The sequence below is a fragment of the Tumebacillus lacus genome, assembly GCF_026410385.1.
Classification (GTDB): domain Bacteria; phylum Bacillota; class Bacilli; order Tumebacillales; family Tumebacillaceae; genus Tumebacillus; species Tumebacillus lacus.
The window spans coordinates 22009-46238 of record NZ_JAPMLT010000005.1 but is presented as its reverse complement, the minus strand read 5'-3'; the positions used below and the strand labels follow the sequence as shown (position 1 = coordinate 46238).

Sequence of the window (24230 nt, the reverse complement as noted above, 5' to 3'; positions counted from 1 at the left end):
AAGCTCCTTTTGTGTTGTGATAGCTGGACGTGATGATTAGCAGGACGAATCCGGGCCGGTCAGATTGAGCACGACGAACTGGTCGTCATACTCATCATAATCCACCCCCACCTCTTCGATAAACGAAGCGGCAAACGGATCGACGACAAACGTCAGGCCGGACGCCTCGATCTTTTTGTCATATTCTTGTGGCTCATCCAGAGCCAAGCGAAACTTCATGCCGCCTCAGCCAGGCGACACATGCAGACGGATCACCGTCGACTCCGGCTCCTCTTTGAGGATGTCCCGGATCATGGTGAGCGCCGTTTCCGTTACTTTGATCACAGATCTGCACCCCTTTGAACGCTTTCCTTACAGTGTATCCCACTCGCTTCAAGAAAACTGAAGTTCCGAGAAAAACCACATTTTCTTCGCAGACATCCCGCCGACGATCACCTGTGCCAACTGTTCGCGCAATTGCGCCATCTCGGGATTCTTGGATAAATTCGCCTCGATCCCCCGATACTCCTCCATAGATTCGACAAGGAACGTCTCGACAAACAAATTTTCTTGCTCCACACTTTCACACACACTGTATGCCTCTAGCCCCGCCGCTTGAGACAGCTCGCGGATCGACGCGATGATGCGCGTATAGGCGGCCTTTTGCACCGGATCGACTTTGTATTCGAAGAAACCACGGATCATGGGTGAGAGCACCTTCTTTCTCTTGCGTTTACAATATTTTCAAACAGATAACAAGGAACCTCTAAAAAAACAGGCTATACTGAACCTACCAAACCTCGACGACCCCAAAGGAGTGTCCCCCCGATGGAAACCGGCCTTCTGCTGTTCGACCGTCAGTATGCCCCGTATGTAACCGGGTGCGTCCTGCCCTGCCCGGTGCTCAGCACCTCGCTGGAGGCGAAAGTCCTCCCGACCAAACAAGCGCTGGAGCTCCACATCATCTTGGAGAGCACCCACGGGCCATGCCAGATTACGCTCCTGTTTGCAGGAGAGGAAGACCGCGAGTTTTTGCGCGGCTTGCAAGAAGCAGCCGCCCTGTACCTCCTGACCGGCCCGGAGCACCCTCGCAAACATGGCGAGGATCAATCGGTGAAGAGCCTGTACCAACGCATGTACGAAGGCGGCACGGCTGTAGAGATTACGGAGCCGGTGCGCGAGTTGGTGGCGGTGTGGCTGTCAGCGGTGGTGGAGTTGGATGAAGTGCAATGCGGGTCTGTGAGTTAAATTAGTTACTGTGAAGACATGAGCGCCCCTATGAAGGGACGCTTTTTTTGTGCTATTCTATAAAAGTAGTATACCGATTGATTCATTACTTTTTACAGCCATTGAAAGTGAAGTGATCTGATTGCCCGATCTGAAATACTTCATCTCAGAAAATAATGACCGCGTAGATCCGGGATTTAACTTCCTGACCGACCAGACAACCCCCAAGCGTCGTCCGTTGCACCATGACAATTACGCCCATGAAATTTTCAATACTCCCACTTATGACGGACTCTTGATCTCAGCTTCGAGCTTAAAATCACCAAGCAAACAGAAACTCATTCGCCAATTCGGACTGCGTAACATGCTGCGCCTTCCCGACCATGTCCAGCTAATGGGTGATTGTGGAGCCTATAGAAACGCTGACCACAAAGCCTACACGCCAGACGAAGCAATAGAATTTTATCAGTCGCTTGAGTTCGATTACGGTCTTTCTGTAGAGATGTCAAACTATGAGCTCACATTGTCCCGCGCTCAAGAATTTATTCAGAAGCACAAACAAAACCATTGCACCTTCACCCCAGTTGGAGTCGCAGGCGGCGTTGAAATTGAATCATGCCGATACGAAGTAGCCGCCCTGATCCAGATGGGCTACAGGGCCGTTTCCCTAGGCGGATTGTCTCGAACACCTGATCAAAAATTAATTGAGATCTTGCAATCGATCACACCGCTGATCCCTGATACTGATTTCCAACTTCATCTGAGTGGCGTGTTGAGGGACGCTTCTTTTATGAAGCATCTACATACACTCGGAGTTACTTCCTTTGATTCTGCCTCCCCTCTGCGGCGTGCCTTTATGGACAAGCGCAAAAATTACTTTATGGATAATGGAAACACATATACGGCCATTCGTATACCGGAAGCACAAGAAAATAAAGGCCGTATCAAACAAGCACTCGCCGAGAATGGTGGTTCTTTGGACACCTACAAACAGCTTGAAACCGAGGCTCTTACTGCCATCCGCGCATTCGATGCCGGTGAAAAAGACATCGACTCCACCCTTGACGCGATCCTCGCATACGACCAACACCTCGGTGAAGAGCGTAACCAAAACCGAAATGCGTACCGTCGAACCTTGGAAGACAGACCGTGGAAAGACTGCAAGTGCAACATCTGCACTGAAATCGGTATCGACGTCATCATCTTCCGTGGAAATAATCGAAACAGAAGGCGCGGGTTTCATAACACCTATATTTACTACCAACAGTTACATGAAGAATCAAACCCAACCACCGAGCCACCATTCGATGAAGATGAACAGTACTTCCCGGAAGGCCGCGCTCAATACAAAATACATCGCTCCTACGAGCGAAGCCAATCCCTAATTAAAAAAGCGAAACAGATCGCGAAGCAACAAGACCCTCTCCTGCGTTGCCAAGTTTGTCTTTTTTCCTTCTATGAAAGATACGGTGACATCGGCATCGACTACATCGAAGCACACCACATCAAACCTCTCTCCGAAATGCAAGGAGAGAAAGAATCAAAAGTAGAAGACTTAGCCCTCGTATGTTCAAACTGCCATCGCATGCTTCACCGAAAACGACCGTGGATCAAGGTCGAAACTTTGAAAGATATCCTCAAAAAAACTTGATGAAGAAAAGGAGAGACGTCCAAAATTGTTTCTCCTTTTCTTCAATCTCCCCTCACAACTCTATCCCTCTCCTCCCCAACGCCTCCTTCACCACATCCCGCATCTTCTCCAGCACCTCTGCCTGTCGCTCATACTCGCCTTGGCTGCGGTAGATCTGAGCCAGTCGATACATCGTCTCCTCGCACTCCCGCGCCGCATCCAATCGTCTATATCCATCCACGGCCATCTGCAACCGGCGGATCGCTTCCTCTGTCTGCCCTCGGCACAGCGCCACCTCGCCAAGAGTGCGATTGATCTTCGCCTGATCCAGATGCAGTTCAGGGAGGAGCATCCGCGCTTGCTGACAAGCCGCTTCTGCTTGATCCATATCCCCTTTGCACAAAAACACCTGCGCCAGTTCCGCATAGGCGATCCCTTCGATCTCCTTGTCCCCCATGCCGCTCAACTTATGGATCGCTCGCATCAGCATCTCCTCCGCTTCCACGACCCGACCCGTTTGCGCGTACAAGGAGGCGTTGTGAATCTCCGTTTTGATCGTCATCAACACATTCTCCAAGCCCTCAAAGATCGACGCAGCCCGCTCCGAGTACTCGGCCGCTTTCTCATGATCGTTCATCTGCTGATACGAGATGCCAAGCCCCAGATACACCTGCGCCATCTCGTGAAGGCTCTCCATACTCTCGTACATCCGAGCAGCGCGGTCATAGAGTTCCAGAGCTTCGACGGCCTGCCCCGTCTGGTTGTACGTCTGCCCCATGCGATACAAAAGTTCCGCTTTCAAATACACGTCCTGCTCGTCCATCTGTTCCGCATTCGCCAGAGCCTTCTGCCAGTGATGGACCGCGAGTTGGTACCGCCTGTGTCGAAACTCGATCTCGCCGAGTTCCTTCCAGACAGCGGCGAGCAACTGATGATCCTGCCGCATGATCGCCAATTCCTGCACCTGAGTCAGCGTCTGTTCCGCCTCTGCCAGTTCGTTCGTTTGAACCAAACACACACCCAGTTCAAAGAGAATGTCCATCGTCGAGATCTGCGCACGCGGCGTCTCCAGCAGGTCGCGCAGCAACGGGATCGCGGAAGCAAACCGTTTAGACCTCACCATCGCCCGCGCCATTTTGTAGGTCGACACGTATTCCATGTTCAGATCCACATCCACCAGCAACTTTTCCAGCGGCACATCCAGCCGTTCCGCGATGGCAAACAGCATCTTGTAAGAAGGTCTCGCTTTGTCCGACTCGATCTGCGAGATCATGCTGGGCGTGCACAGCTCTTTTGCCAAGTCGATCTGAGTCAGCCCCTGTTTGAGGCGAAGTTCACGTATGCGTTGTCCGAGTGAAAACATCTTTTACAATCACCATCCCAAAATAAATGACTCCGTGTAAAAAGAATAAACCGACTCCACGATATTGAGTCGGCAATAGCAAGTATAAAATGGTCATTTATTTGTTGTGGCAATTGTCATAACGGACTGGTGTACAAAAAAGCCCCTCGTTTTTATACGAGGGGGAACAAGTTATTTCTTATCAGCGATGATCGGGTTCGGCGGAATCGTTTCAGCATTCGTTTGAACGATGGCGGTCGTTGTGAACTGCATGATCGCAATCGCCACCACTGCAAAAAGCATCACTTGCCCAAAGCGGTTTTTCATCAAATTTCCTCCTCGTCGAAGAACTCACTTTTGTTTGAAATCATTCTTCCTTTCTTATAGTAAAACATTACGGAGCTCGCGTCATCTTTTAAACTGAAGAACTGCATAAGATTTTTGCAAGCTAATGAACGTACACCAGCACTGATTGAAGGGTCTTCACTTATCCTTGCAGCATATTGGGGGTCATTTTTTGCATGCGTGTACATGATTTGAATCTTCCCCCGCAAATCAGGGTAGTCGTTCGCAAGATACGAGTACTCCTCGATGAACTTGATCGCTGCAACAGAATCACCAAGTCTAAGTAACGTCTTTGTGTACTCCTTGACGGCGAACAGAAGTGAAAAATCGAAAGGCTCCAGGATTTTTATCGCCGAGTTAAGAACACGTGCCGACTCCTCGTAATTTTTTGTGCAGTATTCAAAATGGGCGACGTTGATCATCGCCTTGCCGATCTGCTCCATGTCGCAAGTTTGTTTGAACCAATCTAATGCTGTATATGCGTTTTCTTTTGCGAGTCGGATATTCCCTTTATGCTCATTCCATTTCATCCGTGTGTAATATACGTAGCCCATTTTTTCAGGATTCAGGTGGAAAACAGTTTCCATCAACTGAATCATATGCTCCACATTCGAATACTCCTTGCGGATTGTATGGGTCAGCATCAAGAGTCCCGTAGAGCGATGAAGTAGGTACGTTTCGCCAAATTGCTCATTTACGATTTCGGCATATTTTAATGCGCTTTGAAAGGAATGATGGGCCTCATCGTATTGCTGCAAAAAGTACTGGATTCTGCCCAACCTAAGCAAATTACTGCCACGTTCAGTTCCTCCTCTGGACACCGCGACCAGCTCTTTAGCAAAATCAAGAGCACGCATCAACATGACTTTCGTTCTTTTCGTAGCGTGCAAGACGAGGTCTACTTCCTGCTCCTTGTAGAGAGTGTCCATTTTCTTCAGCCGTTCGACGGACAGACCCAAACCAGTAGCGATCCGTTCCAATTCAAGTTGAGTTACGGGACGCTCACCTGCCACGATCAGCCGCAATGTTTCACGACTCATTCCTAAACGAGATGAAAAAGCCCGGATCGAAAAGGAGTCTCCCTTTTCTTGCATGATCTCTGCGATTCTTCTATGCAGAGTCATTTTGACTTCATTTGCAACCGATGTATTTTCAACAGTAGACACCGACGCGATCCCCCTCATCAGCAAAACAGAGATAAAAGTAAATAGACCATAAACATTATCACCAGCCAATTATAAAGGATATCTTGTTCATTGCATAGGTCATCCAGTGAATAATCTGTACGAATTTCTAATTATATTGAAAAGATTAATGACAATCTGCACATGCTTCAAACAGAGTCTATTTTGGTACGCAACTACTTCAAAATTGTTCATCCGATATGAAAACCCCTTGCCATCTACGAAGGCAAGGGGTTTAAAGAATTACGAATAACGAGTTATCGATGGGTCTGGTGGAGAAAACTGCGCGTGTTGACGGAGTACTGATGGCTCGGACGTTGACTTTTGAGCCATTTCGTTTTTAGTCGATACAAATCCTGACACAGTCGCGACTGTCACCACCGCTACTGCCAACCCAATCATAAAGCGGTTTTTCATTAGACTTCCTCCTCATCGTCCAAATTGCGATTTTCACGAAAGCACATTGACTCACAATCGAATACTGATATTATAACATTATCATTACCATTTAAAACCAAAAAATGCTAGACATACAACAAGGAGTGAACCAAGACATGACACGTACATCCAAATTCCTTACCGCTGCACTCGTTGCAGGCGCACTGATCGCCGGCGGTGTTTTCGTCAATTCAACGACAGCCTCGCAAGATGATGAGCAACTGGCAGCCAGATCTGTTCAGGAGTACCTGAACGGCTACGAAAACGATGACATTGACACGATGTTAAAGTACGTGATCGATACTCGTGTAACGAACAAAGCCCAACTCAGAGAGGAGTATGAACAGCGAATCAAGCAAGAAGACCGCGAAAAAGTAAAGTTCATCTCGATAAAGAAAGGCGACGGCAACCAGTACGTGGCAACATTGGAACTCTCCTCGAAAGACTTCAAACCAACGCCCATCCAAATCCCGGTCGTCAAAGACATGGGTCGGTGGAAATTATACGTGGACGGCTCCGTAGTTATCAACACCAAGCACTAAGGAATAAAAGGAGACACAACCTTTGATTACAGCCGACCCAAATACGTTGCGTTACGGAGCCCACCGATTTGCGGCGGCCGCGCAGGAGTTGCAACGGCAGTCGCTCCAACTGGAACAAACGGCCACCAGCGTCCGACAAGGATCGGACGGATGGTCGGGAGAAGGATCGCAGTCTTTCCTTTTGCGTGGCGAGCGATTGGCAGCCTATGTGAAGAAAGCAAGCAGTGCCTTTGAGAGCGTCGCCCATACATTAAGCCGGTTCGCGATACGAATGGAGCAGGTGCTGGAACTTCGCCGCCATGCCGACCGGCTCGACCAGCAGGCATTCGAGTATGGGGATGACTCCCTCGACAGTATCCACACCCGTCAGCACCTCCGTCACCAAGCGGCTCAGTTGCGACATCAAGCCGATGCCGAAGCGAGCAACGCCGACTCACAGGCATCGACTGAGTTTCAGATGATCGCCAAGATGATCCCGCCGAATTTAGTACCCGGTGCGGATGCCGTTTCTCCCCTTCTCGAAGGTCTTCCGAAGCACTGGCAGGAGTATTACAGTCGACACCCCGATCTGCTCGAAGAAGAAACAGGCGCACCCACGCTGACAGCCGATCAAATCGAAGCCAACCGCCGATCCGACGCCATGACCATCCTGATCGAGTACCACAAACAATCTCAATCCCTCTGGCTCTCTGATGAAGACCGTACAGAGGCTGCCCGCGTCTTCTGTGAGCAATCCTATTCCAAACTGACAGCCGATGACCTAGAAAACGAAATCAGCAGGATCTCGGCCGAGGAGGAACGAAACAAGCACTGGCAAGACCAGATCCAAAACGGTGCCCACGGAAAAGAGCTGATCCAGCAAGAAGGATACACCGAGTATGCGATGAAACAGTACTACCAAGACGGCGCCGTCCTCGGCATGGCCGCCGCAATCACAGCTGTCGGCGGGAGTTTCAAGCGATCTCAAAGTAGTCAGGGTTATATTCCTGAGAATATGTATTGGAATCGAGTAACCGAGTTTAAGGAAGTGAAAGTCTACCAAAGAAATGATATTATTGACCCTAATAAGACTGATGCTATGGGGCGGACAAACATCCAGAGAATGCAACAGGGTTTGGCACCGATTGGTCCGGATGGGAAATCTGTCAATCTACATCACATGACACAAAGAAATGAAAGTTCCATCGCTGAAGTTACACAAACTTTCCATCAAGAAAACACCAAAGTACTTCATATTAACCCTCATACAGTTCCGTCCGGTATAAACAGAACTGAATTTAATAAATGGAAATCAGAGTACTGGAAAAACAGGGCTGCGACTTTAAGTGACGGGGAGGATCATCCATGAGTTTGGACACCTATCTAGAAGCAAAAGCCAAGATCCTGACAAACAAGGAAAAAGGCTTTTTCATTGGACCACGTTCCGATGAACTTATCGCCTTCGCGCAAGAAGCGACCGGACTGAAATTTTCAGGTACATACTTGGATTTTCTCAAGTCCTTTGGGGCGGGCAATTTTGGCGCACAAGAGATTTATGGGATTATTGGTGACGATTTTGAGAATTCCTCAGTTCCGGATGCCATCTGGTATACGCTAACGGAAAGGCGAGAGATCAAACTGCCGAATCATTTGCTTGTGATCTATGACTCTGGCAACGGGGAACTCCTCTGTCTCGATTTTAATCATCCCCATGAACCAACTGTCGTGCAATTTTTCCCTGGGATTGATGTAGACCAACAAACGTTTGCAGTGGTTGCATCTGATTTCGGTGATTTTCTATTGGATCTGGTAAACCAAGAACTCTAACACCCCTGACCTTGATCGGCTCCCCCGCCGTTCAAGGTTTTTCTCTTGTGGGTAAAGATAGCAAAAACACCCCCGCCCAAGGTTTATCCCCAAGGCGCGGGTGAATTGTCCACAATATTCACAATAGTTACCCACATGACTGTGGATACACTCACAGTAATCCACCGAGTTGCTTCACGATCTTCCCGTGTGCCACTGGAAACGCGTAGTCCTCCAGTTTATCCACAGGGACCCATCTCACATCTTCACTCACGCGCACCGTGCCCTCCACGATGGCGCAGTCATACACGCGCATCGTCCAATGCAGGTGGCTAAACGTATGCTCAACCGTCGCGAACAGGCTCTCCGGCTGCACCGTGATCCCGTGCGCTTCTTGCAGATGGCGCACCAGCGCTTGCTCCAGCGTCTCGCCTTCTGCCCGCTCACCGCCTGGGAACTCCCAAAGGCCGGCCAAAAGTCCGGTGTCCGGTCGTCGGCGGATCAACAGTTGATCCCCGTCTCGCAGGAGGGCGGCCGTCATATCCACAGGTCTCGGCGGCTTTTTCTTTTCTTTCACGGGGAACTCTTCCTGCACGCCCTCGGCAAATGCCATGCATGTCTCTTGTACCGGGCAGTTGTGGCAGCGGGGGTTTTTCGGGATGCAGACGGTCGCCCCCAGTTCCATCAGCCCTTGGTTGAACGAGGCGGCTCGTCCTTCCGGGATCATGTAGGCGGCGATGCTCTCAAACGTCTTTCTCGACTTGGGCTTCATGATGTCTTCCTCGATCAAGAACAGACGCGACAGCACCCGAAATACGTTCCCGTCCACAGCCGGCACGTCGCGGTCATACGCGATCGACAGCACCGCCCCCGCCGTGTACGGCCCCACGCCGGGCAGGGCGCGCATCTCGTCGAGCGTGTCGGGCACGACGCCGGCGTGACGTTCGCAGACCGCCTGTGCCGCCTTTTGCAAATTGCGAGCACGGGAATAGTACCCAAGCCCCTCCCACGCCTTGAGCACGTCGCTCTCGAGCGCCTGTGCAAGCGCCTCCACCGTCGGGAAGAGGGTCAGCCAGCGCTCCCAGTACGGGATCACCGTCTCGACGCGGGTCTGCTGGAGCATCGTCTCCGAGACCCAGATCGCATAAGGATCGCGCAGCCTGCGCCAGGGCAGGTCGCGTTTGTTGGCTTCATACCAAGCGAGCAGGCCGAGCCCGGCCGTGCGCGCCGCTTTTCTGTCAAACTCGATCATAGGTCATGTCTCTCCTCTTTTGACTTCCCCTCTATTCTATCAAATGCGCAGTTGAAAAAAAGAAAAAAGCACAGGTTCCCCAACCTGTGCTTTTTTCCATTTGTCAAACCGACTGTCGCTCGATGACTTGGCAGAAACGCTCCGCCAACTCCGGATCGAACTGGACACCCGCACAGCGGCGGATCTCCGCCAGCGATTCGGCGACCGACTTTCTCCGCTGATACGCCCGGTCGAGCGTCATCGCGGAGTACGCGTCGGCGATTGCCAGGATTCTGCCTGGGAGCGGGATGTCCGTACCCTTGAGTCCGAACGGGTAACCCCGTCCGTCGTACCGCTCATGGTGGCAGATCACCGCCTGACGCATCGTATCGCCTGTAAAATGCGAAGCGAGGATCTCGCCTGAATACACGACGTGCCGTTTCATCAGTTCGTACTCCGTGTCGGTCAACCGTCCCGGCTTTTTCAAGACCAGGTCCGGGATCAGGAGTTTGCCGATGTCATGAAACATCCCGGCGGCGCACAATTCCTTGCGCACCTCCACAGACAGCTCCAACTCCATCGCCAGCAGTTCCGCACAGCGGGCGACATCCTTGGAATGCAACATGGTCGGGACGTCCTTGTCTTGCAACGAGCGAAAATACGCGTTCAGATCTTCCCCAAGATCCTGCAGGCACATGCTCTTCCCCTTGTGTGAATCCCCACTCTGCATGAGGTCCCAAACCTCCGCTTGTGATGATGTGATGCAAAAATAACAAGTGGGTATATTCTCCCTCCGGAGAGAAATTCCTGCAAAGGCGTGTAAAATTGTTGAAATTCATCGAAATCCTTCAATACAAAGCCGCCCGTCAGCGAGACCGGGCGGCACAAGGGTTATTTTTTCAGTTGGTCCGGGTTGAGACCTGCCAGTTCCGGGATCACGAACAGGCCGTCTTTGCGGATCAAACGATCGTCGAACCAGATCTCGCCGCCGCCGTACTCCGGGCGTTGGATGCAGACGAGGTCCCAATGGATCGCCGATTGGTTGCCGTTGTACGCGTTTTTGTACGCGTTGCCCGGCGTGAAGTGGAACGAGCCGGAGATCTTCTCGTCGAACAGGATGTCTTTCATCGGTTCGAGGATGTACGGGTTGAACGCGATGGAGAACTCGCCGATGTAGCGCGCCCCTTCATCGGTGTCAAAGATCTCGTTGATCTTTTCCGTGTCGTTGGCGGTCGCTTCGACGATCTGACCGTCCTTGAAGACGAGGCGGATGTTGTCAAAGGTGATGCCGTTGTACACAGACGGCACGTTGTATTGCAGGGTGCCGTTGATCGAGTCGCGGACCGGCGCGGTGTAGACTTCGCCGTCCGGGATGTTCAGGTCGCCGTCGCACTTGACCGCCGGGATGCCTTTGATCGAGAAGGTGAGATCGGTGCCCGGGCCGGTGATGCGGACTTTGTCCGTTTTCTCCATCAGCTCTTTGAGCGGGTCCATCTCCTTGGACATCGCCGCATAGTCCAGCGTGCAGACGTCGAAGTAGAAATCGGTAAACTCGTCGATCGACAGACCGGACGCCTGTGCCATGCCCTGCGTCGGATAACGCAGCACCGTCCATTTGGTGCCCGGCACGCGGGTGTTGCGGTGTACTTCGGTAAAGTAGGTCTCGTTGTACAGTTTCATCTGCTCGGCCGGCACGCCGTGCATTTCGTTGGAGTTGGCGTAGGAGCGGATGCCGATGTACGCGTCCATCTCCGCCATAAAGTCGCGGTCCGCCTTTGTCCAGAAGTCCATCTGTTCCTTGGTCGCGCCCACATACAGTTCGCGCAGCAAGGTCTGCTGACGGACCCACAGGTACGGCTGCGCACCCGCTTTGTAGGCGGCCTTGATCAGCTCTTTGGTCAGATGGGTCTCGCCGTCGAACGACTCGATCAGCACTTTTTCACCCGGCTTCAGATCGGTGGAGTAGGTGGTGAGGATCTCGGCCAATTTGGTAAATCGCGGGTCTCTCATGTTGCTTCCTCCCTGGGTATCAAAGATAGGCGTTGCTTGACTATGTAAGATGGGATTGAGACAATGTAGCCACACTACTTCGGCTAGGAGGTCTCAATGCATGTTGGAGATTGGCGATAAAGCTCCTGATTTTGAAGCAGAGAGCACAGAGGGCCCCGTACGACTCTATACATACAAGGGCAAGAAAAACGTCATCCTGATCTTTTACCCGTTAAACAACACATCCGGCTGCCGCAAGCAACTCTGCGCCGCGCGCGATGCTCTCGATGAGTATGCGGAGTTGGACACGGCTGTTTTTGGCATCAATCCAGGCAAGTTTGCCGGTCACCAAAAGTTTGCCCAAAAACATCGGTTTGGCTTCCCGCTCATCTATGATGAGATGTGGAAGATCGCCTATGCATACCGCATACTCACGCTCGGCGGCTTGATGCAAGCCCGCACCGTCTATGTGCTCGATAAAGAGATGATCGTGCGCCACGTCGAACGGGGCACTCCGACCACAGCCAGACTGAAAGAGATCCTGAATGAATGCAACGGCTAATCAGGTAGGCTAGTTGTCTAGACCAATCTGCCCCAGAAAAAAGCGGAGTCTGCGGACACCGCTTTTTTCTGTTGTCTTAGCCATCCAGACGCTTGAAAAAGCGTTCCAGATAATCGACGAACTGGCTGAACTCTTCATTCGAGAAATCGGACAGCATGTCGGAAAGAAACTGATCGCGCGGCGTCTCGATGTCCTTCATGAACTGGGTGCCTTTTTCGGTCAGCGCAACGTTGGTCACACGGCGGTCATACTGATCCGGGTGGCGCGAGACAAACCCGTCGCGCTCCAGACGATCGATCATGCCCGTCATGTTTGCTTTGGTCACGAGCAGATTTTTACCGAGTTCGGTCATCGTCATGCTCTGCCCGTTGCGGAACAGGACAGCCAGCAGCAGCCACTGTTGCAAAGATAATCCGTGAGCACCTGCCAATCGCGGGCTGTTGCCGTGTTTAATCAACAGGTTGTTAATGCGAATCACCAGATGGATAACTCCGGTTCTTTGCTCAGCATCATTATTCAGAATCTTCATCTCATCTCTACTCTCCAAACTGGATTAGTTTATACGGGTAACATTATAATACCACATTCCTGCCCAGACGAACATCCGCATGTTCTGCGGCAAATTGCGAAAAATAGTCCTAGGGGAGGTGGTAAGATGATGTGGGATATGATCACGGACATGATGCCCCGCAAAAAGCGCGGCATGAACACGGTGACAGCAATGGTGGTTGGAGCATCGGTTGGGATCGCCGCCTGGGAGATGATGCGCCGCAACAACGTCGCTGGTGAATCGACCGATCAGATGGCACAGATCGCCGACCAAATGATGGATGCGATCAATGACTAGCTTCCGCCTCCAGTAAGGACAAAGCCCCTGCTCACAAGGAGTCAGGGGCTTTGTTCTATGTTTCCCACGATGGTTGCCGGACCGTTTTCAAGAATTATTTTAACTCGACAAAAATACTGCCGTTGTAGCTTCTCGCCGTCACCGGCCAGGTGCCCTCACCGACCGTCTCGGTCAGATGAGCACCCGGTTTGGTCGATGTGTTTTGGCTCTGTTTGGTGGGGCCTTTTATCACTCCGACGTTGGTCTCCCCCAAAAATTTGATGTCGCTGTCTTTTGGCATCATCAGTCGAGCTTTGCCATTTGTCGTTGTAAGTGTCCACTGTGCACGGACACTCCCGTCGACGGTCACATCGCCGTTGGTGACCCCGGCTGTCAGCGCCTGCTGCGGATTGATCACCGTCACCACCCCCGTCATCGAGGTGGCTTCGATATCTCCGTGCACGGTGTCGATCTCGACCTTGCCATAGTTGGCCTGCAGGTGGAGCCCGCCTGAGACCTCGTGGATCCGGACATCTCCCGCTTCCGAGAAGATCCGCGCCTCTCCGTCGATCTCCTCCGCAACGACCCCGCCTTGGCCGCTGCGTACCTCGACGCTGCCTTTGACCCCCTGCACGGTGACCGCTCCCTTGCCCGTTTCGATCCGAAGGCTACCCGTGTGATCCGAGGCGGTGATCAATCCCGTTTTGGCTTTGATCACCGTGTCGCCCCTGTAGCCGGTCAGTTGGAGATTGCCGTGCTCGCCGTTCATGGTGAGCAGCAGGTCTTGCGGCACCTCGATCCGCAGGTCGACCGTGCCCGGCATCTCGCCCTCACCCCGCACCTCCAGCGTCGCCTGCTCGCCCTCCACAGTGACAAACGGGGAGAGCTTCACCGCCGCAGCGGTCGCCGTCATCTTTTCCGGAGCGGCGGTGATGTGCGCCACCGCCTCGATGCGTAGCTCGCGGGTGAGGCTGTCGCTGCCGACCACTTTCATCTGACCGTGCGGATTTTTCAACACGAGGCGCTTGACCTCCGCCGGCACGCCGGCGATCTGCTCGGGCAGTACGACGTCTTTTTTGGTGACGTTGAACAGCGCGGTCTCCTTGGGCGGCGGCTCGATGTTTTGCGCGGTCTGGTGCGCCTCCTGATAGAAATAGACGGAGAACACCCCGACCAAGAACAGGAGAGCCAGGGAACGCCCGTCCAAGCGCAGCCGCTCCGGCAGACCTTTGCGGCGAATCGTCAGCCAGGCGACCAACAGCTCCAAGCCGATCCCGATTACGATCAACGGCCAAAAGCGCAATCCCCCCGCAAACCACGTCGTGTTCATCACAACATCGAAGAACAACAAAAGACCAAGTGCGAGCATGGTGCACGCACTGGTCAAAGTTCCCACTCTACGCATGTTTGTGGTCGTCGTTGTCGCGTTTCGTACCGGTCAAGAACGAAAACGACTTGCCTTTCAAGATCATGTAGCCGAACACCAGCAGGACCCCGGCTGCGACCATCTCCTTGATCGCGTTTTGGAAGCGGTAGTCGATGCCGAGCAAGTTCAACACGTTGTAGAACAGGGCGAAGATCCCGATGATCGCCAGTCCCCAGCCAAACCACGAAGCGGTCGTGATGTGTTTCAACTGCGGGAAGATCGGCTCGTCGATGTAGGGCTCGCCGTTGTTGATCAGCGTGCGGTACTTCAACGCGTCAAACTGGGAGTAGAACCAGAGGATCGGAATCCCGAGCGACAACGGGAAGTTCAGCGAGTTCGGCACGACGCTGTTCAGGAAGATGATGCCAAAGAAGAGGATCATCAAGTTCAGGCCGCGCTTTTGCAGGCCGAGGTAGTAGTGACCGAGCCCTGGCAGGCAGGAGAACAGCACCGTCAGAAAACCGCTTTTGATCGGCTGTCCAAACGCGTTGTGACGCTGCTTGACGGTGTCGACCGCCTTGTCGTGACGGGCGGCCGCCTTTTCTTTTGGCGTCGAGGCGGCGGGGCGAACCGTCTCGCGCTGGATGCTCGGGTCGAGCTTGATCCCGCCCTCGTCGAGGATCAGCGAGTCGGCCAAGCACGATTTGCAGACCGCGTGCTCGCCGACTGCGACGACGCATTCGGTGCAGATCAGGTGGTGGCACATCCGGCATTCGCGTGCCACCGGCAGATCCGGGTGGTTGTGACAATTCATCGTGGGTACCTCCTATTGAAAGATTTCCGAGTTCACACGAGCCATGAAGCCGTGAATCTCCGTGTAGACACGGTACGTGCCGTCTGTGACGACGTCTCCGGTGCGCAGGGCAGTCTGGACGACGCCAAACGTCGGCAGGCCCTGCACTTGATAGGAGCCGAGGACCATAAATCCGGTGACGACAGCCGCCGTGACAAAGTGGGTAAACGATTCGAAACGGTGCTGACGGCGCGGGCGGAGCGGGACGACGTTGGCGTGCGTCTGTTCGATCTCAGCAGCGACGGCGTTTTCGGCGCGAGATTCTGCATCTTCGTGCAGCACGGCACTCATCACGCGGTCGGAAAATCCGTCCGACGGCATCTCCAACAGCGACGGCAGACCGTCCGCCTCGTCCCCGGATTCGATCAGGGACAGAAACTGTTCGTGACATCTGTCGCACGCCTCCAGATGAGCTTCAAACGAGACCGTCTCAGCCGCGCCGAGTTCGTCCGCCAGATACTTCAAGATCGTGCGGCGTTCCAGATGTTCCATCGTCCGCTCCTCCTCCTTCCATGGCAGTTCTTAACATTTGTTTTGCCCGATAGAGTCTCGTCTCAACCGTTCGCGACGAGATCCCTTCCGACTCTGCGATGTCCTTGTAGGTCATGCCTTGGAAGTGATACATCAGCAGAATGGCGCGGTACTTCTCCGGCATTCCGTCGATCACATCGCGCACCTCGCTCTGACGTTCGCGGCGCAGGATCGTCTGCTCCGGCGTTTCCGCCTCGTCAGGCAGCGCATCCGCCTCTTCAACCCCGGCTGTCAGTTGGTTTCTGGACGCGTGCTTGCGCTTCCAGTCGATGCAGCGGTTGGTGGCGATGCGGCAGATCCACGTTTTGAAACTCGCCTCTTCGCGGAACGTATCGAGCGTTCGAAACGCTTTGAGAAAGACTTCTTGCGCCATGTCTTCCGCTTCTGCGCGGTCGTGTATCATGCGACAGGCGATCGAGTAGACGAGAGATTGGTAGCGTTCGACGAGCAGTCGGCAGCACATCGCGTCTCCGTTGCGTATGCGTTCTATCAATTCGAGATCGCTGGCCTCCTGCACCGTTCCCCACATCCCTTCTCCTCAGCGCCTTCATTCCTACAGACGCGAGCCCGCAAACAAACCCTTCACTTCCCCGGAAAAAACTTTTTTATTGTCCGGCAGCCGCCCACAGCAGCAACAAAATCAGCAGAGCCAGCGCCGTGCCGGCCACAGAGAGCAACAGGCCGGTCAAGGCGACGCCGCTGCCTTTGAGCGGCTTTTTCGATTGTTTGATCCGGCGGATCGCCAGAAAGCCGAGCACGATGCCAAACGGCCCCATCACCAGCGACAGGAAATTCAAAAACGGTACGAACGACGTCAACAAAGTAATCACGCCCATCGACAGCGAAGCCATGGCCATGGGATGTCTCGGTACAGGGGTTTGCTTGATTTCACTCAACTCGTAACAACTCCAATTTGATCAATGATAGTTCATTATACCGCATGTCTTCCCTCTATCGCAGGACCAATCCTGCGCAAAAACGCCGTGTGTTCCCAATAATGGGCACACACGGCGTTTTGTGTCATGCATATGAGCAATCGATTAACGGGAGTAGAACTCGACGATCATCGATTCTTGTACGGTTTGCGGCATTTCGTCGCGCTCCGGGTAACGGGTGTAGGTTGCGGATTGAGCCGCATCGTTCCACTCGAGGTAGTTCGGACGGAAGGAGATGCCTTCCAGCGCGTCTTTGACAGCTGCTACGCCTTGGGACTTTTCACGCAGGGAGATCACGTTGCCCGGGCGAACTTGGAACGACGCGATGTCGACCTTGTTGCCGTTGACGAGCACGTGGCCGTGGGTGACCAGCTGACGAGCGCCTGCCAGGGTGCGAGCGAAGCCCGCTTGGTAGACGAGGTAGTCGAGACGGGAGTTCAGCAGACGGAGCAGGGTTTCGCCGGTCTTGCCCTTTTGGCGAGCTGCTTCTTCGTAGTAGGAACGGAATTGCTTTTCCAGTACGCCGTAGATGAACTTCAGCTTTTGCTTTTCTTGCAGCTGCATGCCGTACTCAGATACTTTCTTGCGCTTGGTCGGGCCGTGCTGACCCGGCGGGTACGGGCGCTTGTGGGACGGGCATTTCGGCGAGCCGCAGATCGCTTGTCCAACTGCGCGGCAGAGTTTGTGTTTCGGTCCGGTGTTACGTGCCATGTAAGAATCTACTCCCTTGTATCATGATAATTATCGTTCATCTGCTCCATCTCTTGGAGCATTGCAGCAAGCGGGTCAGTGACTTCCACACCTGCCGACTTCAAATTCGACAACTCTTCTTCCGTCTCTTCAATCACAGCCGCCAAGAGATGGGTGATGTCATTTTGTGTCATATTGAGCAGGTTTCGCTCAAAAGTCTCTGACAAAATTAAAGGATACACCGCTGTCCCTATTTTAGCAAGTACCTTTGTATGTAAATGACAGCCGTCAGCCGCCCAAGGGGTCACTACTACTTGCACATCCTCTGTATACGGCCAGTTTGTCAACACATCGTCGAGACACTTGCGAATCGGCTCTGCATCGCGGTAGTATCCCAAGCCCCAACAGCCTTGAGACACCAGATGCTTGATCCGGGAAGTAATCATTTTGCACCACCCGCCAGTAATTGAAAACCATTCTCAATAACTTGAGATCAGCATAACGCATGGGATTCGGTTTGTAAACCGCACCCTTCGTCATTTTTTCCAAAACGGCGGCAAAGAAACCCGCGCCCGCCAAATTTAGTTGGCGTCCGGCTCCTCTTGCGGCGGCATGTTGTCGTAGCCGTTGACGATCAGGTCCAGACGGCCGTCGACCGGGTCGAAGATCAGACCGTGCACCGGCACATCTTTCGGGATGAACGGGTTTTCGCGGATCTGCTTGACGACGTCGGCGACGTTTTCGATCGGATGATGGAACGTGTCCACCCAGTTGACGATCGACTGTTCGACGACTTTGATCGCATCCGGCGAGACACCGCGCGCGATCATCTTTTCTTTGAGCCCGTCGGCGGTGGCATGTGCCATGCCGCAGTCGCGGTGGCCGACGACCATCACCTCTTTGACGCCGAGCTCATAGATCGCCATCACCAGCGAACGGATGATCACGCCAAACGGCGAGGCCAGCGTGGCACCGGCGTTTTTCAGCACTTTCGCATCGCCGCGGGCGATGCCGAGCGCGCCTTCCAGAAAATCGACGAGACGGGTGTCCATGCAGGTGAAGATCGCCAATTCTTTCGCCGGGATCTTCGAGACGGGCTTGTTGTTTGTTTGCTCTTGCAGGTTTGCCCATTCTTTTACGAACTCTTTGTTGGTCGCCAAAACTTGGTCGAGAATTCTCATGTTCTCACCTCATCATGTTCAGTAGCCTTGTTCCTGCCTGCGGTGGTTGACCTCGTTTTTCGCGAGATACGCCGCTTCGATCTCCGCTGCCGTAAAGCCCAGCCCGCTCCCTAAGCCCCAGATCGCGTCAAACAGCTCCCGGTAGACATCTGCCTCCCGACGCTGTCCAAAAACGGCTGTGAGAGCCAGCAGGGCGGTGAAACGCTCGGTCAGAGACCCGAAGCCCGCCTGCAGATCGGTCGGCTCATAGTCGTATCCGAGCTCGATCCCGAGCGAGATCACAAAATGCAGCCCGTCCACGTACTCTTCCAAGATCACATCGCGGTCTGCGGGCGGCTTTTTGCTCCAGTATTTGAAGCAGCGCGTCTCGTTTGCCAGTTCGGCCAGTTCCACTTGCAGGGCCAATACCTTGTCCGCGATCAGGTCGCGGCCGATCAAACCGTGCTCCTGACGTATGCGGTCGTCCAGCCCCTTCTGGATGAGAAACAATCGGTGGAAGTTCATGGGGCGTCGTTCCTCTCTGCACTGTCTGCCCTATATTGTAACACAGAAAAAAGAGAGGTTCCCCTCTCTTACGCTTTGGTGGATATTTTTGTTCCCCATTGAAAGACGAACCACAGTAATCCGACAAAAACGAACAGTCCGATGGCAAACCAGAGCGCCGGCATCCCGCGACCTCCCGCGTGGCAAGGTCCTGACCGGCGGCGTGCCTTTTTTAGGCGGCCGGTGCGTTCAAAGATTTCGCTTCTTCATGAATGTGCACGGGCGGCACATGTTTGCTCCACCATGCGCACAGCCAGACACACAGGCCGACACTGACCAAAAAGAGCAACGACGCGATCATTCCCATCCCAAATTCCCTCCGTGTAGATCAAGATTGTGACACTATCGTAACAAAAAGTTCAAACTTCTGCAACAATAGTGTAAGTTCACCCTCTTGAAAAAACGGCCGGGTTGGTAGAAGATACGCGGTTTGATGCGGGAATAGACGTATTTTGTCGCTTATGCCGGAATCTTGAAGAACGTGCCGGTCGCGCTGCCGACGATGTCGCCTTTTGCGTCATAGACGTGCGATTCCAGCACGGCGATCGTGCGGCCGTTTTTTTGGAAGCGGGTCTTGCAGGTCAGCGTCCCCTGCTTGGCCTCTTTCAAAAATCGAACCTGCAGATCGAGCGTCACCGTCTTGGTCTCCTGCCCGTTTTTGACAAAGCAGGTCGCCCCCATCGCCGTGTCGATAAACGTGGAGAGAATGCCGCCGTGAAGCATCCCGTAGCGGTTGGAGATCTCCGGTCGCACCTCCATCGTGTGGACAAACGTGTCGCCGTCCTGGCCTTTGAATTGGTAGGACATCATCTCTTCGATATAGACGAGCGGGCTCTGGTTGGTGCGGATCTTGGCTTCGAGCAAGCGCAGCATAAACGCTTGGTCATCGGCGGAGAGCGTGTCAAACAAGGCGAGCATTTGGTCGCGCATGATCAATGATTCAACTCCAGTCTCTGGTGCACAGAGCATTTTATGTCTGGGAGTATACACCATTTTGACACATCAGGGAACGGTCACGCCGTTGCCTATGACTTTTTTACACCCGTGTAGATGTGGATCGCGTCGCGGAGAAACGCGGCCGTACCCGGTTGCTCCTTGTCATAGTACGCCGTGAACCGCTCGTCGTCGACGTACATCTGCGCGAGTCCCGCGTGCGCTTCCTTGCTGTATTGCGGCCAATAGAAGGTCAGCCATCGCTTGTGCAGGTCGGCCGCTTTCTGCGCGAGTTCGCTGGCCGGGTCGCCCGTTTTGAACGCTTCGGCCAGCGTGACGTTCACTTTTTCTGCGAGGCGGGTCACTTCATCATGCTGTTCTTGCGTCATGTTTTTCAGCTTTTCATTGGACTGGTTGACCGTGTCGTCGCCGTATTTTTCACGAATTTCTTTGCCGTACTTTTTCTCGTTCTCGTCGATCATGTTTTGCTTGAAGCCTTCAAATTTTTCTTTGTCGGTCATGGTGATTCTCCCTTCGGATAATGCAATTGTTTTTTCCACGTTCGCGATCAGCAGATCGAGTTGCTTTCGTTTGTCGAGCAGTTGTTGCCGGTGATCTTTCAAAGCGGCTGCTCCGTCAAAGGACGGGTCGTTCACGATCTCTTTGATCTGCTCAAGGCCTACCCCGAGCTCCCGGTAAAACAAGATCTGTTGCAGACGATCCACTTCCGCTTCGCCGTAGATGCGGTACCCTGACGAGTTGATCCGCGCCGGCTTCAAGATGCCGATCTCATCGTAATACCGCAGCGTGCGGGTGCTGACTCCCGCCAACTGCCCCAACTTTTGCACCGTGTATTCCATGCGTTCACCTCCTGACAAGATTCACTGTACAGGTTGACGCAACGTCAAAGTCAAACCCATTATTTCATCCATTTGTTGTGTGTCACTCTCCGCATGCGCCCTGAATATGTTGGATCTTGTCAGAGACGTTACCCAGCGAGGGAGGATCACGATGTACAGAACAAATGGCTCACAACAATTGCTCGACCGTCTGGCCACCGCCATCGACGCGGAATACCATGCCATCCGCACCTATGAAAAACTGGCCCAACTGACCACCGATATGGACTTCCGAACGATCATTCTCAACATCCGAAATGATGAAGTGGCCCATTTCCGCAACTTCTCGCACATTTACTCCGATCTGACAGACGGGCGTCAAGCACCGCTGACAGCTGCTACCGTGCCGACCGACTTCCGGGAAGGGATCGAAGAGGCGATCCGGGATGAACTGGAGGATTCGAAGTTTTATCAAGACACGGCCGCGTTTACCTCCGACCCGCGGATCGCCATGATCCTGCGCGACGCATCCGCAGACGAGGCGCGTCACGCCACTTGGTTTTCGTACATCTGGAATAAGACCAAGTAGAGCAAAAAAGCCACTTGCAAGCAAGTGGCTTTTTGGTGTGTCTGCTTGATCCCGACACGGCAATTGTCTCTCCAAAAGGTAACTCTGCATGTTTCGCGCTACTTTCCTCTTCAGCCTCCTGAATCACGATGTCCGTATGGATTCGATTACGGATTCGGGAGCGTCGAGCCATTCACGAATACTTTGTTCGGAGTCTGGTTGCTTCTTTTGACAGGGATGCGTTTTGGCGAGGAGATGGTGCCGTTGTTGACTTCAAACAGCACGATGCTGTTGTTGCCGATCACCGCACCGCCTTGTCCCTCAAGAACGTACGGGATGCCTTGGATCGTGCTCGTCGCGTACGTATGAACATGCCCGACCATGACTTTTTGGATTTTGTTTCGATTCTGACGCAACGTGTTGAGGAAATCACGGTTTGCCGGGGTGGTGATCGGGAATCCGTCGTCGTCGCGCAGCGTAAAGGTGGAGCCGTTCGCACGCCGCCACGTGCCTGTGCGTGGCGGCACATGCATGACGACGGCCACTTTCGTATTGGCGGGCGTGCTGTTCAAATTGCTCTTGAGCGTCGACAGGGCCGCACCCGACCGATCAAATCCGTAATACTCCGAGTAACTCTCCGAAACCGCTGTACCCGGACCGATGTTATTCAGCATGATGATCCGCAGTCGAGGTGCGTCCACACGATAGTTCAGTCTCGCGGAGATGTACTTTCGATACAGGTCCAACGATCCTCGGGGACCTGTCCGCTCGTGGTTACCCGGGGCTATGAACACGGGGATTTTGTACTTTGTCATAAATTGATTCAGTTTCTGAGAGACATATCGATAATGCGACTCCAGACCGGTAAACACGAGATCCCCGCCGATGAGGATAAACAGCGGCTTCGGTTTTTGTCTTGCAGCCGTCTCCAACGCCCCGAGGAAAATCTGATACCGTGTAATCGCATCTGCTCTCGTATTGCCCCAGTTAAACCAACTGTCACCAAAGTAGACAAATCGGAACTTGTTCGATTTCGGCAACGACTTGAGCAGGCTCTGGGCTCTTTGTGTAAGGGTAGGCATAAACGCCTCATACTCCTTTCGTAGAAAAAAGCATCGAGGACAGCGACTGCCTTCGATGCTTTCGGTGCATTCGATTACAGCTTCGCGACTTTCATAATGTCGGTTCTGCGAATCGTGCGCCGTCTGACCTTTTGATTGCGTCCCATGTAGCGGATCGTGACCGAGTTGACATCTTCAGCGACGACACGCCCGTTGTAAACGGTAAACGAGCCCATCGTCTGACCTGCGACTGCGATCCCGTAGCAAGCGCCGATCGTAAAATTGTAGAATGGCATCAGACCTTGACCTCCTCTCATGTGTTCTCCCTTTAGTACATGCATGTCCAATGGGAGAGGGAACGGCAAAAGCCCTGCAGAACTTTCACTCTAGGATCAAACGATCAAGTCCGCGGCCAAAAAAGAAGCGAGGGATCCCACATGAAAAAGATCACGCCCGTCTATGCAGGTGAAAACAAGGGAAACGCGATGAAGTACATCTGCTCCCGATGCGGTCAACCGGAAGCCACGTCCACGCGCAAGGCGAACTGTGCGTGCGGAGGATTGTGGGACTTGGAGTACCAACCGCCCGCATTTGACTTGTCCCTCGTCGACCAAGACACGTGGAGCCTCTTTCGCTACCGGGCTTTTTTGCCTGTAGAAGGCGAGAGGTGGCGGGATCTTTCCTTGGGAGAGGGAATGACTCCTGTCGTGCCGTTTGACGAAGATGTCCTGCTGAAGATGGAGTACTGTATGCCCACGCTGTCGTTCAAAGACAGAGGGGCTGCGGTGCTGATCTCCCATTGCAAGAGCATCGGCATCGAGGCCGTTATCCAGGACAGCAGCGGCAACGCCGGCAACAGCATCGCCGCCTATAGCGGAAAGGCTGGCATCGACTGTGAGATCTTCGTGCCGGAGGGCACGTCTTCTAAGAAAATCGCCATGATCCAGTCCCACGGAGCGCTGGTCAGCGTGATACCGGGCAACCGAGATGCTTGTGCAGACGCGTGCCGAGAAGCAGTTGCGCAAACGGGCACGTACTACGCCAGCCATGTATACAACCCTTTTTTCTACGAAGGGACGAAAACCTACATCTACGAAGTCTATGAACAGTTGCGCCGGATGCCTCGACACATTTTCATCCCGCTTGGCAACGGCACCCTGTTCATCGGTGTGATCAAAGCGTTGGAGCACCTGCTCATAAGCGGTGTCATCTCCGAAATGCCCCGCATCGTGGCGGTGCAGAGTGAACACTGTGCCCCGCTTGCCAAAGCGGTGAGTCAACATCAGTCGCAGCCGGCTCGGATCGCACCGGCCCCCACGCTGGCGGAGGGCATCGCCATCGGCGAGCCGATGCGGGGGGAAGCGATCCTTCGCCTGATCTACAAGTACCAGATCGAAGTGATCACCGCCCCGGAAGAGCGCATCTTGCCAGCCCGGGCCGCACTGGCCGAGAAGGGCATCTACTGTGAACACACCACAGCCGCCACCTATGCAGCCTACCTCCTTTATTGCGAAAGGCACGGGAAGACCCCTGATAGTCTGCTTCCCATGTGCGGGGCGGGTTTGAAGTCGGATCAGTGAGAGAAAAAAGAAAAGGTCAGAAATCCGCGTGTGGATTCCTGACCTTTGTTTGGGTCGGCAGTCTATTTTA

General features: G+C 53.5%; 32 protein-coding genes. 9 read left to right on the top strand and 23 right to left on the bottom strand.

The window, feature by feature from the left end; all coding sequences use genetic code 11:
* Positions 1–36: 36 nt before the first annotated feature.
* Together OS242_RS11260 and OS242_RS11255 are read right to left on the bottom strand one after the other, a co-directional pair.
* Positions 37–219 carry a hypothetical protein gene (locus OS242_RS11260; protein WP_267151793.1) on the bottom strand — a complete coding sequence of 61 codons (183 nt, stop codon included), beginning with the start codon at positions 217–219 and terminating at the stop codon, positions 37–39.
* A gap of 153 nt (positions 220–372) precedes the next feature.
* Positions 373–684 (bottom strand): MFS transporter, encoded by a 312-nt coding sequence (locus OS242_RS11255; protein ID WP_267151792.1) that lies wholly within the window; start codon positions 682–684, stop codon positions 373–375.
* Positions 685–807: 123 nt separating this feature from the next.
* Here OS242_RS11255 and OS242_RS11250 point away from each other — a divergent pair, with 123 nt between their 5' ends.
* Positions 808–1227 carry a hypothetical protein gene (locus OS242_RS11250; protein WP_267151791.1) on the top strand — a complete coding sequence of 140 codons (420 nt, stop codon included), beginning with the start codon at positions 808–810 and terminating at the stop codon, positions 1225–1227.
* A gap of 121 nt (positions 1228–1348) precedes the next feature.
* Positions 1349–2857, top strand: a complete 1509-nt coding sequence (gene dpdA, locus OS242_RS11245) for a tRNA-guanine transglycosylase DpdA (protein ID WP_267151790.1) — start codon at positions 1349–1351, stop codon at positions 2855–2857.
* A 52-nt stretch (positions 2858–2909) separates the two neighbouring features.
* Here dpdA and OS242_RS11240 read toward each other — a convergent pair whose 3' ends face one another.
* From OS242_RS11240 to OS242_RS11230, 3 genes are all read right to left on the bottom strand, one after another.
* The gene (locus tag OS242_RS11240) at positions 2910–4199 is read right to left on the bottom strand and encodes a tetratricopeptide repeat protein (protein WP_267151789.1); all 1290 of its coding nucleotides are present in this window, start codon (positions 4197–4199) and stop codon (positions 2910–2912) included.
* A 171-nt stretch (positions 4200–4370) separates the two neighbouring features.
* The gene (locus OS242_RS11235) at positions 4371–4505 is read right to left on the bottom strand and encodes a hypothetical protein (protein ID WP_267151788.1); all 135 of its coding nucleotides are present in this window, start codon (positions 4503–4505) and stop codon (positions 4371–4373) included.
* Positions 4505–5689 (bottom strand): helix-turn-helix domain-containing protein, encoded by a 1185-nt coding sequence (locus OS242_RS11230; RefSeq protein ID WP_267151787.1) that lies wholly within the window; start codon positions 5687–5689, stop codon positions 4505–4507. Before OS242_RS11230 ends, OS242_RS11235 begins: the two co-directional genes overlap by 1 nt.
* 572 nt (positions 5690–6261) lie before the next feature.
* On the opposite strand from OS242_RS11230, the gene OS242_RS11225 reads away from it, so the two are divergent.
* From OS242_RS11225 to OS242_RS11215, 3 genes are read left to right on the top strand one after another with little or no spacing between them, the layout of a single operon-like run.
* Positions 6262–6687 carry a hypothetical protein gene (locus OS242_RS11225; protein WP_267151786.1) on the top strand — a complete coding sequence of 142 codons (426 nt, stop codon included), beginning with the start codon at positions 6262–6264 and terminating at the stop codon, positions 6685–6687.
* A 22-nt stretch (positions 6688–6709) separates the two neighbouring features.
* Positions 6710–8035 (top strand): HNH/ENDO VII family nuclease, encoded by a 1326-nt coding sequence (locus OS242_RS11220; RefSeq protein ID WP_267151785.1) that lies wholly within the window; start codon positions 6710–6712, stop codon positions 8033–8035.
* Positions 8032–8493, top strand: coding sequence for an SMI1/KNR4 family protein (locus OS242_RS11215; protein ID WP_267151784.1), 462 nt, complete (start codon positions 8032–8034; stop codon positions 8491–8493). The genes OS242_RS11220 and OS242_RS11215 overlap by 4 nt, the downstream gene beginning before the upstream one ends.
* A gap of 151 nt (positions 8494–8644) precedes the next feature.
* On the opposite strand, the gene mutY is transcribed toward OS242_RS11215, so the two are convergent.
* The 3 genes from mutY to OS242_RS11200 all read right to left on the bottom strand — a co-directional run bounded on the left by mutY (position 8645) and on the right by OS242_RS11200 (position 11713).
* Positions 8645–9724 (bottom strand): A/G-specific adenine glycosylase, encoded by a 1080-nt coding sequence (gene mutY / locus OS242_RS11210; RefSeq protein ID WP_267151783.1) that lies wholly within the window; start codon positions 9722–9724, stop codon positions 8645–8647.
* A 103-nt stretch (positions 9725–9827) separates the two neighbouring features.
* Positions 9828–10433, bottom strand: a complete 606-nt coding sequence (locus tag OS242_RS11205) for an HD-GYP domain-containing protein (RefSeq protein ID WP_267151782.1) — start codon at positions 10431–10433, stop codon at positions 9828–9830.
* 161 nt (positions 10434–10594) lie between these two features.
* Complete coding sequence (locus OS242_RS11200; protein ID WP_267151781.1) at positions 10595–11713, bottom strand: aminopeptidase; 1119 nt, start codon at positions 11711–11713, stop codon at positions 10595–10597.
* Between the two features lie 100 nt (positions 11714–11813).
* Here OS242_RS11200 and OS242_RS11195 point away from each other — a divergent pair, with 100 nt between their 5' ends.
* The gene (locus tag OS242_RS11195; RefSeq protein ID WP_267151780.1) at positions 11814–12254 is read left to right on the top strand and encodes a peroxiredoxin family protein; all 441 of its coding nucleotides are present in this window, start codon (positions 11814–11816) and stop codon (positions 12252–12254) included.
* A 76-nt stretch (positions 12255–12330) separates the two neighbouring features.
* Here the strand turns inward: OS242_RS11195 and OS242_RS11190 are convergent, their stop codons facing one another.
* Entirely contained in the window at positions 12331–12732 is a 402-nt protein-coding gene (locus OS242_RS11190; RefSeq protein WP_267151779.1) for a MarR family winged helix-turn-helix transcriptional regulator, read from the bottom strand.
* A 177-nt stretch (positions 12733–12909) separates the two neighbouring features.
* On the opposite strand from OS242_RS11190, the gene OS242_RS11185 reads away from it, so the two are divergent.
* A complete protein-coding gene (locus tag OS242_RS11185; protein ID WP_267151778.1) occupies positions 12910–13101 on the top strand; it encodes a hypothetical protein in 192 nt (63 codons plus the stop codon).
* A 94-nt stretch (positions 13102–13195) separates the two neighbouring features.
* Here OS242_RS11185 and OS242_RS11180 read toward each other — a convergent pair whose 3' ends face one another.
* From OS242_RS11180 to OS242_RS11125, 12 genes are all read right to left on the bottom strand, one after another.
* A complete protein-coding gene (locus tag OS242_RS11180) occupies positions 13196–14485 on the bottom strand; it encodes a DUF4097 family beta strand repeat-containing protein (protein WP_267151777.1) in 1290 nt (429 codons plus the stop codon).
* On the bottom strand, positions 14478–15260 hold the full coding sequence (locus OS242_RS11175) for an FYVE zinc finger domain-containing protein (RefSeq protein ID WP_267151776.1): 783 nt from the start codon (positions 15258–15260) through the stop codon (positions 14478–14480). Before OS242_RS11175 ends, OS242_RS11180 begins: the two co-directional genes overlap by 8 nt.
* A gap of 12 nt (positions 15261–15272) precedes the next feature.
* Complete coding sequence (locus OS242_RS11170; RefSeq protein ID WP_267151775.1) at positions 15273–15791, bottom strand: anti-sigma factor family protein; 519 nt, start codon at positions 15789–15791, stop codon at positions 15273–15275.
* Complete coding sequence (locus OS242_RS11165) at positions 15730–16359, bottom strand: RNA polymerase sigma factor (protein WP_267151774.1); 630 nt, start codon at positions 16357–16359, stop codon at positions 15730–15732. Before OS242_RS11165 ends, OS242_RS11170 begins: the two co-directional genes overlap by 62 nt.
* Before the next feature lie 76 nt (positions 16360–16435).
* Positions 16436–16687 carry a DUF4190 domain-containing protein gene (locus OS242_RS11160; RefSeq protein ID WP_267151773.1) on the bottom strand — a complete coding sequence of 84 codons (252 nt, stop codon included), beginning with the start codon at positions 16685–16687 and terminating at the stop codon, positions 16436–16438.
* 183 nt (positions 16688–16870) lie between these two features.
* On the bottom strand, positions 16871–17476 hold the full coding sequence (gene rpsD, locus OS242_RS11155; RefSeq protein WP_267151772.1) for a 30S ribosomal protein S4: 606 nt from the start codon (positions 17474–17476) through the stop codon (positions 16871–16873).
* An 8-nt stretch (positions 17477–17484) separates the two neighbouring features.
* Positions 17485–17901, bottom strand: coding sequence for a hypothetical protein (locus OS242_RS11150; protein ID WP_267151771.1), 417 nt, complete (start codon positions 17899–17901; stop codon positions 17485–17487).
* 135 nt (positions 17902–18036) lie between these two features.
* Positions 18037–18636: a beta-class carbonic anhydrase gene (locus OS242_RS11145; RefSeq protein ID WP_267151770.1), complete on the bottom strand. Its 600-nt coding sequence runs from the start codon at positions 18634–18636 to the stop codon at positions 18037–18039.
* 18 nt (positions 18637–18654) lie between these two features.
* Positions 18655–19140, bottom strand: a complete 486-nt coding sequence (locus OS242_RS11140; protein WP_267151769.1) for a dUTP diphosphatase — start codon at positions 19138–19140, stop codon at positions 18655–18657.
* Positions 19141–19351: 211 nt separating this feature from the next.
* Positions 19352–19486: a hypothetical protein gene (locus OS242_RS11135; protein ID WP_267151768.1), complete on the bottom strand. Its 135-nt coding sequence runs from the start codon at positions 19484–19486 to the stop codon at positions 19352–19354.
* Positions 19487–19638: 152 nt separating this feature from the next.
* Positions 19639–20109: a PaaI family thioesterase gene (locus tag OS242_RS11130; protein ID WP_267151767.1), complete on the bottom strand. Its 471-nt coding sequence runs from the start codon at positions 20107–20109 to the stop codon at positions 19639–19641.
* Between the two features lie 95 nt (positions 20110–20204).
* A complete protein-coding gene (locus OS242_RS11125) occupies positions 20205–20972 on the bottom strand; it encodes a MerR family transcriptional regulator (RefSeq protein ID WP_267151766.1) in 768 nt (255 codons plus the stop codon).
* A gap of 151 nt (positions 20973–21123) precedes the next feature.
* Between OS242_RS11125 and OS242_RS11120 the strand changes: the two genes are divergently transcribed.
* On the top strand, positions 21124–21540 hold the full coding sequence (locus tag OS242_RS11120; protein ID WP_267151765.1) for a ferritin-like domain-containing protein: 417 nt from the start codon (positions 21124–21126) through the stop codon (positions 21538–21540).
* A gap of 146 nt (positions 21541–21686) precedes the next feature.
* Here OS242_RS11120 and OS242_RS11115 read toward each other — a convergent pair whose 3' ends face one another.
* Together OS242_RS11115 and OS242_RS11110 are read right to left on the bottom strand one after the other, a co-directional pair.
* Positions 21687–22601: a metallophosphoesterase family protein gene (locus OS242_RS11115; RefSeq protein ID WP_267151764.1), complete on the bottom strand. Its 915-nt coding sequence runs from the start codon at positions 22599–22601 to the stop codon at positions 21687–21689.
* Positions 22602–22675: 74 nt separating this feature from the next.
* A complete protein-coding gene (locus OS242_RS11110; protein ID WP_267151763.1) occupies positions 22676–22876 on the bottom strand; it encodes a hypothetical protein in 201 nt (66 codons plus the stop codon).
* 141 nt (positions 22877–23017) lie between these two features.
* On the opposite strand from OS242_RS11110, the gene OS242_RS11105 reads away from it, so the two are divergent.
* On the top strand, positions 23018–24160 hold the full coding sequence (locus OS242_RS11105; protein ID WP_267151762.1) for a threonine synthase: 1143 nt from the start codon (positions 23018–23020) through the stop codon (positions 24158–24160).
* Positions 24161–24230 lie beyond the last annotated feature (70 nt).